The 11,917-nt window shown below is 42.3% G+C and carries 12 protein-coding genes and 1 pseudogene; 5 read left to right on the top strand and 8 right to left on the bottom strand.

What is annotated here, in order from left to right:
* Positions 1-676 (top strand): annotated as a pseudogene (locus JWQ85_RS01345) (hypothetical protein); the annotation flags it as partial.
* Here the strand turns inward: JWQ85_RS01345 and JWQ85_RS01340 are convergent.
* The 7 genes from JWQ85_RS01340 to fabF all read right to left on the bottom strand — a co-directional run bounded on the left by JWQ85_RS01340 (position 673) and on the right by fabF (position 5,803).
* On the bottom strand, positions 673-1,026 hold the full coding sequence (locus JWQ85_RS01340) for a hypothetical protein (RefSeq protein WP_299462766.1): 354 nt from the start codon (positions 1,024-1,026) through the stop codon (positions 673-675). The pseudogene JWQ85_RS01345 and the gene JWQ85_RS01340 sit on opposite strands and share 4 nt — an antisense overlap.
* A gap of 2 nt (positions 1,027-1,028) precedes the next feature.
* On the bottom strand, positions 1,029-1,313 hold the full coding sequence (locus JWQ85_RS01335; RefSeq protein WP_299462763.1) for a GNAT family N-acetyltransferase: 285 nt from the start codon (positions 1,311-1,313) through the stop codon (positions 1,029-1,031).
* A 61-nt stretch (positions 1,314-1,374) separates the two neighbouring features.
* The gene (locus JWQ85_RS01330) at positions 1,375-1,998 is read right to left on the bottom strand and encodes a dienelactone hydrolase family protein (RefSeq protein ID WP_299462760.1); all 624 of its coding nucleotides are present in this window, start codon (positions 1,996-1,998) and stop codon (positions 1,375-1,377) included.
* A 2-nt stretch (positions 1,999-2,000) separates the two neighbouring features.
* Positions 2,001-2,936 (bottom strand): ring-cleaving dioxygenase, encoded by a 936-nt coding sequence (locus JWQ85_RS01325; protein WP_299462757.1) that lies wholly within the window; start codon positions 2,934-2,936, stop codon positions 2,001-2,003.
* A gap of 31 nt (positions 2,937-2,967) precedes the next feature.
* Positions 2,968-3,822, bottom strand: a complete 855-nt coding sequence (locus tag JWQ85_RS01320; RefSeq protein WP_299462754.1) for a pirin family protein — start codon at positions 3,820-3,822, stop codon at positions 2,968-2,970.
* A 115-nt stretch (positions 3,823-3,937) separates the two neighbouring features.
* Positions 3,938-4,519, bottom strand: coding sequence for a Crp/Fnr family transcriptional regulator (locus JWQ85_RS01315; protein WP_299462750.1), 582 nt, complete (start codon positions 4,517-4,519; stop codon positions 3,938-3,940).
* Positions 4,520-4,564: 45 nt separating this feature from the next.
* Positions 4,565-5,803, bottom strand: a complete 1,239-nt coding sequence (fabF, locus tag JWQ85_RS01310; RefSeq protein WP_299462747.1) for a beta-ketoacyl-ACP synthase II — start codon at positions 5,801-5,803, stop codon at positions 4,565-4,567.
* A 180-nt stretch (positions 5,804-5,983) separates the two neighbouring features.
* On the opposite strand from fabF, the gene JWQ85_RS01305 reads away from it, so the two are divergent.
* From JWQ85_RS01305 to JWQ85_RS01295, 3 genes are read left to right on the top strand one after another with little or no spacing between them, the layout of a single operon-like run.
* A complete protein-coding gene (locus JWQ85_RS01305; protein WP_299462744.1) occupies positions 5,984-6,241 on the top strand; it encodes a hypothetical protein in 258 nt (85 codons plus the stop codon).
* Positions 6,242-6,278: 37 nt separating this feature from the next.
* Complete coding sequence (locus tag JWQ85_RS01300; RefSeq protein WP_299462742.1) at positions 6,279-7,070, top strand: NIPSNAP family protein; 792 nt, start codon at positions 6,279-6,281, stop codon at positions 7,068-7,070.
* Positions 7,071-7,120: 50 nt separating this feature from the next.
* On the top strand, positions 7,121-8,101 hold the full coding sequence (locus tag JWQ85_RS01295) for an SDR family oxidoreductase (RefSeq protein ID WP_299462739.1): 981 nt from the start codon (positions 7,121-7,123) through the stop codon (positions 8,099-8,101).
* Here JWQ85_RS01295 and JWQ85_RS01290 read toward each other — a convergent pair whose 3' ends face one another.
* Positions 8,102-8,290, bottom strand: a complete 189-nt coding sequence (locus tag JWQ85_RS01290) for a hypothetical protein (protein ID WP_299462736.1) — start codon at positions 8,288-8,290, stop codon at positions 8,102-8,104.
* Positions 8,291-8,490: 200 nt separating this feature from the next.
* Between JWQ85_RS01290 and JWQ85_RS01285 the strand changes: the two genes are divergently transcribed.
* Positions 8,491-11,917: CheR family methyltransferase (locus JWQ85_RS01285; protein ID WP_299462733.1), on the top strand; the 3,427-nt coding region annotated here is incomplete at its 3' end.

Genomic DNA, 11,917 nt, shown 5'->3' with positions numbered 1-11,917 from the left:
TGTTGCCGTTTTACAGGGCGACCAGATAAAAGTATTGGACGAGGCCACCATGGGCATAGCCGATTGCCCGCAATTACTAAAATCGCTTGCTAATATGCCTTTGCCCTCTTATATGGGCGAATCTTTTAATGTACTGGTACAACTGGCCGCATCTATGCGCCTGCATAAACGCGGTGGTTTGGTGTTGATGGTACCGGCCGGAACCAACAAGTGGAAGGAATCCATTGTTCAACCGGTTAAATACCCTGTGATACCCGCATATGGTTCTATAGATGAGTTGATGAAACTAACAGATCAGGAACGTAAAAAACTGGAGTGGAAGGAATCGCTTTTAGAGGCCATTGATTTAATTGGTGGCTTTACCGCGGTGGATGGTGCTACCATTATAACCGATAAATACGATCTGCTTGCTTTTGGTGCTAAAGCCGCACGGTCAGCGCACAGCGTCCCGGTTGGGCAAATCATCATGACCGAACCTGTTGCTGATGGCAAGGCAGTGAGGATGCACCCTGCCCAGAGTGGTGGGAGCCGCCATTTGGCAGCCGCCCAGTTTGTAAGCGACCAGCACGATGCCGTTGCTTTGGTAGCTTCGCAGGATGGACAATTTACGGTATTTGCGTGGTCGGTAGAGTTAAGCATGGTACACGCCCACCGGATAGATGTATTGTTACTTTAAAAGATAATGAACAGGGAGCTACGTTCTTTTTGCTCAACGTTACTGCTTCGGTGGCCCTTGCCGGTGGTATCTTCCATCAACAAGATCTCGCCGGGATTAAATACTCTTTTTTCGCCGGTTGATGTTTCTATCTCCACACCGCCATCAAGTAAAACAACGTACTGCTTTTGCGGCGCATTATGCAGATCGTTATATCCGGCAGGTACTTTTCTGAAAAGCAACTCTTTAATTTTTACTTTTTCTGAGAGATGACCAATCGGCCCGGCATCAGTTAGAGGATAAAACACCTCGTCGAAACAGCTTTCGCCATCATGATTTGCATAAACACGGGTTACTTTAAATGTTTCCATAATTAAGCCAGCAGACGGTTCCACTCGGGATGGCGTTTTAAAAAGAACTGGACATAAACACATAAAGGCACCAGCTTTAAGCCTTTTTGTTCGATATATGTTAATGCCTTTTCTACCAATGCTGCTGCAACGCCTTTACCTTCTAATTCTTTGGGTACATCGGTATGTATCAGGTAGATCTTATCATCTTTTATTTTATAATCAATAAAAGCACGGTGCCCATCTATCACAAGCTCAAAATTGTGAATGGCTTCGTTATTAACCAGTTCTATATCAGGGTAATTCATTTTTTTACTTTTTTAAACTGGCGCGATGTCCAAAACGCCAGCAGGTAATCAATTATCTTCTTCATATAAACACATGCTGATTGGCCAGACCAATCTCGTCAAAACTAATGGTATGTGCACGCCCTTTATAAACTTTTAGGGTAACGTTGGCATTCATGGCTTTTAGTATGGCAACACTTTCCTCAACCCGGCTCAATGGCACGTGCGGGTCAGGGTTACCAGAGGTAATCAATACCGGGGTATTTGCAAAATCACCTTTATAGTTACCCAGATTCAGCTCTTCGCCTATCAACCCACCGGTAAAAGCTACTGCACCGCCATATTGTTTAGCATTGCGGGTTATATATTCCAGCGTTAAACAAGCGCCTTGCGAAAAACCCATAAAGTATATTTTATCGGCACTAAAACCATCGGCAATTGCCTGTTTAACAACCTCATCAACAATGGATAAAGCTGAACTTAAAGCTGGCTCATTTTGCTCTACGGGTGCTAAAAAGCTATACGGGTACCAACTGTTATTTGTTGCCTGTGGCGCATAAATAGCCATATCCGTGGCATTAACCTCGCGGGCAAGCCGCATAATATCTGTTGCCGAAGCGCCCCTGCCATGTATCATAATGAGGGCAGCTTTTGCATTGGCGGCAGTTGCACCGCCAATGCTTATCTGTTTGCTGTGTGTGTACATGCTTAGTCTAATTTTGGTAATGATTTTTCTAAAGCGCTGCGGAATCTTTCATGTTGTGCAGGCAATTTTAAATGTGTACCTAATTCTTCTACCGGTTCGTCAACGCTAAAGCCCGGGTTATCAGTAGCTATCTCGAACAATACACCACCCGGTTCACGGAAGTATAATGAGTAGAAATAGTTACGGTCTATCTTATCGGTGATGTTTAAACCTAAAGCGGCAATTTTATCACGATACTGCATCAACACTTCCTCGTTTTTAACCCTGAATGCCACATGATGAACTGAACCACCAGCTACATGCCCGGCAACTTCCCCGGCAACCTCTACCAGGTCAACTATGTTGGCATTATCTACCGCATCAGTTATAAAACGAAAACGGTTTACATGCTGCTCTAATAAGCGATAGCCAAATACATTAGTTAAGATATCGGCAGTTGGCTGCATTTTATTGGTGGTGATGGTTATGTTATGAAAACCTTTGGTCGCGTTATCAGCTTTGATCTCATCAGTTTCCCATGGTAAACGGGTATCTGCAGATTTAGACGCTATTAATTCCAGTTTCAATCCATCCGGGTCTAAAAAGGTAAGATATTGCTCACCAAATTTCTCTGCTACCTTGTTATAGGTAACGTTGTGTTTTTCGAAACGTTTCAACCAAAAATCAAAACTATTTTCTGGTACAGAGTAACCAATTTCGGTTGCCTGCCTTGCGCCTCTCCTGCCTGCAGTAATGCCTTCCCAGGGGAAGAAAGTAAGGATAGTACCGGGTGTACCTTGTTTATCACCATAATATAAATGGTAAGTTTCGGGGTCGTCAAAGTTCACGGTTTTTTTCACCATGCGCTGGCCCAATACTTTTGTATAAAAATCGTGATTGCGTTTTGCATTGCCAGCTATTGCTGTGATGTGGTGTATGCCGTTTATTGTATTTTCCATGATCTGTATGTTTTATGTTTAGTTTTGTTTTTTAAAATTCAAGTGTGCCGAATAAACCGTTCTTATGGTCTTCAATAGCCTGGTTGGTTTCTTCGGCCGTGTTCATTACAAAATTGTCTTTAGCAGCTACCGGCTCCTCAATTGGCTCAGCGCTTAGGAACAAGATCTGCGCGTCCTCTTCAGCGGTTAGGATTATCTCTTCGTTATCTTTTTCAAAAACCACTAAATTATATTGCCCAACAGTTTCCTGATTTACATTTACGCTGCCTTTAGCAATGTATAGCAATGTCCAGTGGCCCGGGGTTGCTGTAAATTGTACCTGTTTGCCTTGCATAATTTCTCCAACAATAGATACAACCGGTGTTATGCTTTTTATCGGACCAGTTTTACCATCGTAACTACCGCTTGCCAGTCTTAAGTTTACACCCTCTTGCTGTAACACCTGTGGCTGCTGCGATTTTGTGGCCGATTGATAGGTTGGCTCATCCCATTTATTTGCTTTGGGTACATTTATCCAAAGCTGTATCAATTCCTGCGCACCGCCGGTTTTTAACAGTTCGGCAGTTGGGCCTTCGCTGTGCAGTACGCCTTTACCGGCAAACATCCACTGTACATCACCTGCTTTAATGATACCGTTGTGCCCTGCGCTATCCTTGTGGTAACCCTCGCCCTGTAACTGAAAAGTAACAGGTGCAAAGCCGCGGTGCGGATGCGGATGGATTCGCAATTCCTGACCCCGGGCAATATCCTTTGGCCCCATGTGGTGCAAAACAATGAATGGATTAGCAAACCTAAAATCCATGTGAGGCAATGGCTGCCTAACGGTTTCTTCTTTGGTTATTTGCTTCTCCCGGCCTGCAAGGATGTGTTGGATCTTCTTTTTCATATCTTTCGATTTTGATATAACAAAGATAGCGGCATAGTGCACGCAGCCCAATAATGTAGATTAAGGCCAACACTTATGGCAGATTAAGAAGGAAACTTAATGTAGATTAAGAGGACTATTTAACAATAGTGGTATTCAGCATTTTACTTAAAAACTCGGGTGTAACACCTATGTATGATGCCACCTGTTTCTGCGGAAGGGTTTTGATAAGAGAGGGATAAAGCTGGCAAAAATTAGCGTAACGCTCCATTGCCGCGAATATGGCATTATCTATTTGCCTATGCTGATAAGTGGCAATAGCGTTTTGCCCAAGTATCCGGTTAAAGCGTTCAAACTTGGGCACTTTAAGGTTTAGTTCCTCAAAATCGGTTTTATTGAAGAAGATATATTCGCTGTCATCAATAGCATCAATGTTTAGTCGTGCAGGTTCGCCGGTTATGTAGCTGCGCATATCTACTATCCACCAGCCCGGCGGGGCAAATTGCAGCACATGTTCGGTGCCATTTTTATCAACCGCGTAACTGCGCAGGCAGCCGGCGGTAACAAAAATCACTTTAGAACTAATGTCGCCTTCTTCTAACACCAGTTGCTTGCGCTTAGCCTTTTTATAGTGCAGAAGGGATAACAGATACTGCTCCTCTTGCTCATCAAGAGTAACATATTTGGCAATACTGCTAAGCAAAAGACTGTTATCCATCGGTATAAATAAAATACAAGTATATTAAAAAGAACCTGTAAGCTATTACACCTTTTTAAACAATGCAATACCATTGTGGCCACCAAAACCAAAGGTGTTGCTTAAAGCCACATTAACTTTTTTATTGATAGCCTCTTTAATAACAATGTGTAACCTTGCAGGCACTTCCGGGTCAATAGTATGCGTGTTAATTGTTGGGGGAATGATACCATCAGTGATCGCTTTTATAGCAATTATAGATTCTATAGCGCCTGCGGCACCTAACAAGTGGCCAGTCATTGATTTGGTGGCACTTACCGAAAGGTTATCGTTATCGCCAAATACAGCATTTATAGCTCTGGCCTCGCTCAAATCACCTACAGATGTTGATGTAGCATGGGCATTTACATAATTTACCTCTTCGGCATTAAGGCCTGCATCATGCAAAGCAAATTTCATTCCCTGTATAGCACCCTTACCTTCGGGATGGGTGGCGGTAATATGGTATGCATCAGATGTCATGGCTGCACCGGCAACTTCGGCGTAAATTTTAGCGCCACGTGCAACAGCATGCTCGTACTCTTCAAATACTAAAACACCGGCACCCTCGCCCATTAAGAAACCATCACGTTCCACATCAAAGGGGCGCGAAGCAGTTTCGGGAGAGTCGTTACGGGTTGATAATGCCTTTAAAGCGTTGTAACCGCCTATAGAAGCCTCGCTGATAGGCGCATCGGCACCACCAGTTACAATAATTTTTGCTTTTCCCCAACGAATGTAGTTTAGTGCATCCATAATAGCTGTATTTGCCGAAGCGCAGGCAGAAACCGCAGAAAAATTTATCCCCATAAAACCATATTTGATAGAGATAAGCCCCGAGGCCATATTCACCAGCGTTTTAGGGATAAAGAAAGGGTTAAAGTGAGGCATAAACCCATTAGCAGCATATTCCCGTACCTGCTGCTCAAAGGTTTCCATACCGCCCTGTGCCGAACCTAATATAACGCCTATATCAAATGGGGACATCTTATCCAGTTCAAAACCCGAATCTTCAATAGCTTCTTTAGCAGCTACCAAGGCATATTGACTATACAAGTCGCCACGTTTAATGTCATTACGATCAAGATGACCGGCCGGATTAAAGCCTTTTATCTCGGCGGCAAAATGTGTTTTAAAGTGTTCTGCATTAAAACGGGTAATATTGGCGGCATTGCTACGGCCTGCTACAATGTTTGTCCAAAAACTATTGATATCGTTCCCGGCCGGCGATATAACACCCAGGCCTGTAATAACAACTCTCTTCATGCTAATAGTACTGCTAAAAATCGGCCAAAAGTTTTAATACTTAAAACCGCTGCAATTGTGGGCGCAAAGGTAAATAAGTATGTGCTTAAAAAAGCAATTGCCACGTAAACTTTCTTTAAGTATTAAAAGCTGTAATGGTAAATTGGTAAATTGCGCCCTTTATTAATCATTTACAACAACATGCAAGACCCATTTGACCTATTAGTGAATGGAATAGTTTATTCTGTTTTTCCTGAAGAAAATAACGTTTACACCATATTTAAAGCAGGCGCCGAGTTTGGCAAAATAGAAAAAGACACCGATAACGTTTGGTTAAAGCTTAACCCCGAAACCGAAACACCAATGTTTGATAACGATGCCGAGGTAGATGCCATTGGCCAGGCCATAACCAATTATGTGCCCGAAGAAGAGGATGAGGACGACGAAGATTTTGAATAGGATAAATCCATATATTAGCCCAACCAATTTCTAAATAATGAAAAGACGCTCGTTTGTAAAAGGATCATTAATAAGTGGTGCCGCCACTGCTATAGCCCCTGCAATTGCCATGGCTCAACCTGATAAACCACCGTATGTTGAACATTATGAATTAAGGGTTTATACTTTTAAAGACGAGAGGCAGCAAAAAATTACCGAAGATTTCTTCAGGGATGTTTACGTGCCCATGGTTAAAAAGCAAATTTACGAACCGGTAGGCGTGTTTACTGAGCTTTACCCTACGGGGCAAACTAAGTTATATGTGCTGGTACCTTACAACACTTATGTACATTGGGAAGGCTTAAACTTTAGGTTGGAAACCGATAAAGAATACTGGGCAAAAGGTGCCGCTTTTCTTAACGCACCCGCCTCCGACCCTGCATTTGAGCGAATGGATACTTCTTTAATGAAGGCTTTTATGCATATGCGAATGAAACAACTTCCACCGCGCGAACAACGTATTTTCGAGCTGCGCCAATATAAAAGTGCCAGCGAGGCTGCAGGTAAAAAGAAAATTGAGATGTTTAATGATAAAGGCGAGATAGATATTTTTAAGCGCCTGGGCTTTAAACCGGTATTCTTCGGCGAAACAATTTTTGGTAATGACAGGCCAAACCTAACTTACATGGTTACCTTTAAAGATATGGAAGATAAAGCCGCCCACTGGAAGGCTTTTGGCAGTGACCCCGAATGGAAAAAGATAAGCGCCGTACCTGAATATGCAGATGCGCTGCTGGTATCCAAAATAACGTCTACCATGCTGGTGCCTACTTCTTATTCGGGAATATAACCTCGCCGAAAACACTTATTCGTTAATACAGTTATTATACAAATAACGGTATGATGAAAGAGATAAGATTAACAGGGAAAACCATAGTTATTACGGGCGCATCAAGCGGTGCGGGCTACTCTGCTGCAATAGAATTTGCACAATACCACACCAACCTGGTACTGGCTGCCAGAAACGAAACGGCACTTGAAGAGGTAGCTGCAGAATGCCGCGAACTGGGCGCTGATGTACTTACTGTTGTTACTGATGTTACCGATGCAAAAGCAGTTATTAACCTGGCTAATGCTGCAAACGACTGGCATAATAGAATTGACATCTGGATAAATAATGCGGGGGTGCTTGCAGCCGGCGATTTTGACGCAACGCCAATAGAGGTACATGAGCAGGTTGTTAAAATAAACTTATTGGGTTACATGAATGGCGCGCACGCCGTACTGCCTTTTTTTAAAACGCAAAAACATGGCATCCTCATCAATAATATTTCTATCGGCGGTTTTTTCCCTGTTCCATATGGGGCAGGATATACCGCCAGTAAGTTTGGTATAACAGGCTTTTCTGCGGCTTTAAAAGGTGAGTTGGCAAACTGGCCCGAAATTTATATCTGCGACATGTTCCCGGCATTTTTAGATACCCCGGGTATTAGTCATGCAGGCAACTATACCGGCAAACAACTAAAGCCCGCCCCTCCTGTTTATGACCCTAAAAGGCTTGCCCAAGCAATGGTTAAAGTAGCCAACAACCCGCGGTCGGGCACATTTGTGGGCAGCGCATCACTCATTTTAAAACTAACACATGCACTCTTCCCAGGGCTTACTACCAAATTAACAGGTGCTGTTATGCGCAAATATTTTAAAGTAGCATCGCCCATTGCGCCTACAAGCGGCAACTTATTCAATACCGTAAATTATGGCATGAGCCCATACGGAGGCTTTGGTTTACCTGGCAAACCAAAATCGCACCGTAAATACATAGCCGCGGCACTGGCAGCAGGCTTGCTAACAGGGGTTTGGTTTACCTTATTAAAAAGATAATTACTTTCTCTCTTCTTTTTGTTGCTTCCTGTACCATTCTTTAGCGTTTTTTACGCCAATAGCAATGGCTGCGCCCTCGTCCATGTGCTTATCAATAAGCAAGGCGTTAGCTATTTCTACCGCCTTTTCCCTAATGGGTTTGGGAAGGTTTTTGTACGATGGTGGGTAATCTCCGTTACTCCAGGGCATAATATTAATTTTAAGGATAACATTTATGCCGATATGTGGTTTGTAAAAGCTGCAGTTTAGGGCTAATTAATATATATTCTTAATTTAATTAACATTACCTTTAATTACTTTGCCATTTTTACAATGCCCGTTTTTCTGCAATAATTATTGCAGTCATAAATACCCTTACTCTTACCCTTAATTAATATTAAGCCGATACAATGACTAAAATAAAAGGGGCAGCTGATGAGCCTGTTTCCCCCAATCAATTCCCGGTAGTTGGCATAGGTGCATCTGCAGGTGGTTTAAATGCTGTAAAGCAGTTTTTACAAGCAGTACCCGCAAAATCGGGTATAGCTTATGTATTTATACAACATTTAAGCCCAACACATGAAAGCCTGTTGCCTGGTATTCTTAAAAAGCTGGCTAATATCCCTGTTCATCAAATTACAAACAATATACACCTGGAGCCAGATAACCTGTATATCATTCCCAATAATAAAATAGTTACTGCAACAGATGGGATACTTAAACTGGCCCCTTTAGATGAAAAACATCACAAGGTTAAAATAATCGACCTGTTTTTTTCTTCACTTGCCGCAGTGCATCAGGGTTATGCCATTGGTGTTGTACTATCGGGTTTATTAGATGATGGTACGCTTGGTCTGCAGGCCATAAAAGCTTATGGCGGTATAACTTTTGCACAAGATAAAGCTTCAGCGGCTTTTGATGATATGCCCACCAATGCTATAAACACAGGCACTGTAGATTTTGTACTCTCACCAGAAAAAATTGCCGAACATATAATCGCTATAAACTATCCCTTTAACCTTAATAACCAGCAAACAGAGTTATTGGATGCAACCGCACAAAAAGATGAGGATGTTTTTATACGCCTGCTTAAGGTATTACTTACCCGCCGTGGTGTTGATTTTACGTACTATAAAAAAAGCACTTTAAAGCGCCGTATAATAAGGCGCATGGCGCTTAATAATATTGGTAAGCCTGAGCACTACTTATCTTATATAAGCGAAAATAAAAGTGAGCAGGACGCTTTATATAATGATATGCTGATATCAGTTACTAACTTTTTCCGCGACCCGGAAAGCTTTGAATTACTTTGCACAACAGTTTTCCCCGCCTTGCTAAAACAGAAAGCAGATAATGGGTCGTTAAGGGTTTGGGTAGCTGGCTGTGCTACAGGCGAGGAAGCCTACTCTATGGCTATTTGCCTGCAAGAGCTTATGGGTGATAAAGCATCGGCCATAAAAATACAAGTGTTTGCCAGTGATATTTCTGAAACAGCAATCAAAAAGGCGCGCGCCGGTGTATACCGCCCAGCTGACCTTGATGGGCTGTCTCCTTTACGCTTGCAGCAGTTTTTTACAAAACAAAACAGCAACTACCGGGTAAATAAAGAGATACGTGATATGTGTGTATTTGCACATCATAACCTGCTTAAAGACCCGCCGTTTTCAAAAATGGATCTGGTTAGCTGCCGTAACGTACTCATATATCTTGAACCTGTTTTGCAAAAAAAGGCGCTCGCTTCATTTCATTACGCGCTTAATGAAGAAGGGCTTCTGCTGCTTGGCAAATCTGAAAGCATAAATAATAATCCCGAACTATTTGCAGCATACAATCATCAGGAAAAACTGTTCCGCAAAAAAGGTGTAAACAGCCGTTTTATGCACGTAACAAGCCGGGGCAGGGAACAAAACTTTAAAGATATTGATATAAGCATCCGTAAGGAAAGCGGCAAACCAGATATTTTTAAAATTGCTGATGATATTATCCTTGCAAAATATTCACCGTCGGGCGTATTGATAAACGATGAGTTTGATATTATACAGTTTCGTGGCAAAACTGATACCTGGCTGGCGTTACCCAGCGGCAAGGCAAGCCTGAATCTGTTAAAAATGGCGCGAGAAGGCTTGGCTTTTGAGCTTAGAAACTTGTTACAACAGGCTAAAAAAACAAACACAGCAGTTAGTAAAAGTAGCGTATTGTTTAAATCGGGAAACGAACAGGCATATGTAAATATGGACGTTGCTCCATTACCAGGTACAGAACACCAGCATTATCTTGTTCTATTTAAGGAAGACCTTACACACGATATCCATGTATCAGGTGCCGATACAACAGAACAAGCCGGCAACCATTTAAGCCACCTGAGAATAGAACAACTGGAAAGCGAACTGATGCAAACCCGCGCAGATATGCGCGCAGTAACTGATGAGCAGGAAGCTGTTTATGAGGAGTTGCAAAGCGCCAATCAGGAATTATTATCTGGCAGTGAAGAAATGCAGACCATTAACGAGGAGCTGGAAACTTCAAGGGAAGAACTGCAAAGCACAAACGAAGAAATAAATATTGTAAACAACGAGCTAACTGATCGTAATGAGGAATTAAATAACGCCCGCACCTACACCGAGGGTATCATTAATACAATAGGCGACCCGCTTATTATATTGGATAAAGACTTGCGTGTAAAACGTGCTACTAATGGCTTTTATACTAAATTCAAGGTAACTGATAAAGAAACTGAAGGGCGTTATATTTACGATTTGGGTAACCTGCAGTGGGATATACCGGCGTTACGGGAAATGCTGGAAAAGATACTACCCGAAAAAAAGGTGGTAAGCGATTACCAGGTAACACACGTATTCCCTACCATTGGCCGCAAAGTAATGTGCCTGAATGCACGTCAATTTGAAAAAATAAACGGCGACCAACTGATACTACTGGCTATTGAGGACATTACTGATAAGCGTAAGGTTGAAGAAGGCTTGGCCGAAGTAGAAAAACTATTTAAGGAAAGCAAGGAGCGTTTGAAGCTTGCTGTTGATGCTGCCGGCCTGGGTACCTGGGATTATAACTCGTTAACAGGCGAACTGATCTGGGACCATCGTTGCAAAGAAATGTTTAATCTTTCATTAAATGATTCTATTACCTATGACCGTTTTATTGACCTGATACATACCGAAGACCGCAAAAAGGTAGATAAGGCACTTAAGCGGGCTTTAGCGGGCCGGGATGATGGAGAATACGATGAGGAATTTCGCACGGCAGAAGCTTTAGGAAAAAAATTTAAATGGCTAAAATTTAAGGGTAAAGCCTATTTTGATACCGATGGCGTTGCCTATCGCTTTGTGGGTACTTCGCTGGATATTACCGTACAAAAAATGCTGGACGAGGCAACCATAGAGTTGTTAAAACAGAAAGACGATTTCATGAGCATTGCCAGCCATGAGTTAAAAACCCCCATAACCAGCTTAAAGGCATCATTGCAATTATTAGATAAGCTAAAGGATAACCCTACATCGGTAATGCTGCCCAAATTAATAGGCGTTGCTAACAAAAGCATGGAAAAGGTAAACAGCCTTGTAGAAGACCTGCTGAACGTAAGCAAGCTAAACCAAGGCCAGCTGCATTTACACAAAACCCATTTTGTTATTAGTGATGTTATTGAAGGATGTTGCCATGACGTACGGGCAGCAGGAATATTTAATATAAAAACTGTGGGTAATAAAACACTTGAAGTGTTTGCAGATGCCGGTAGAATTGAACAAATACTGGTCAATTTTGTAAACAATGCTATCAAATATGCCCCGCAATCAAAAGAGATACTTATCAATATCGAAAAAG

This window comes from Mucilaginibacter sp. (assembly GCF_028288105.1).
Lineage (GTDB): Bacteria > Bacteroidota > Bacteroidia > Sphingobacteriales > Sphingobacteriaceae > Mucilaginibacter.
This window is presented reverse-complemented; position numbering and strand designations above follow the sequence as displayed.

Excerpts from the sequence above, each read along its gene's own strand:
- JWQ85_RS01340 (WP_299462766.1), bottom strand. The coding sequence starts at position 1,026 with ATGGAAACATTTAAAGTAACCCGTGTTTATGCAAATCATGATGGCGAA.
- JWQ85_RS01335 (WP_299462763.1), bottom strand. The coding sequence starts at position 1,313 with ATGAATTACCCTGATATAGAACTGGTTAATAACGAAGCCATTCACAAT.
- JWQ85_RS01330 (WP_299462760.1), bottom strand. The coding sequence starts at position 1,998 with ATGTACACACACAGCAAACAGATAAGCATTGGCGGTGCAACTGCCGCC.
- JWQ85_RS01325 (WP_299462757.1), bottom strand. The coding sequence starts at position 2,936 with ATGGAAAATACAATAAACGGCATACACCACATCACAGCAATAGCTGGC.
- JWQ85_RS01320 (WP_299462754.1), bottom strand. The coding sequence starts at position 3,822 with ATGAAAAAGAAGATCCAACACATCCTTGCAGGCCGGGAGAAGCAAATA.
- JWQ85_RS01315 (WP_299462750.1), bottom strand. The coding sequence starts at position 4,519 with ATGGATAACAGTCTTTTGCTTAGCAGTATTGCCAAATATGTTACTCTT.
- fabF (WP_299462747.1), bottom strand. The coding sequence starts at position 5,803 with ATGAAGAGAGTTGTTATTACAGGCCTGGGTGTTATATCGCCGGCCGGG.
- JWQ85_RS01305 (WP_299462744.1), top strand. The coding sequence starts at position 5,984 with ATGCAAGACCCATTTGACCTATTAGTGAATGGAATAGTTTATTCTGTT.
- JWQ85_RS01300 (WP_299462742.1), top strand. The coding sequence starts at position 6,279 with ATGAAAAGACGCTCGTTTGTAAAAGGATCATTAATAAGTGGTGCCGCC.
- JWQ85_RS01295 (WP_299462739.1), top strand. The coding sequence starts at position 7,121 with ATGATGAAAGAGATAAGATTAACAGGGAAAACCATAGTTATTACGGGC.
- JWQ85_RS01290 (WP_299462736.1), bottom strand. The coding sequence starts at position 8,290 with ATGCCCTGGAGTAACGGAGATTACCCACCATCGTACAAAAACCTTCCC.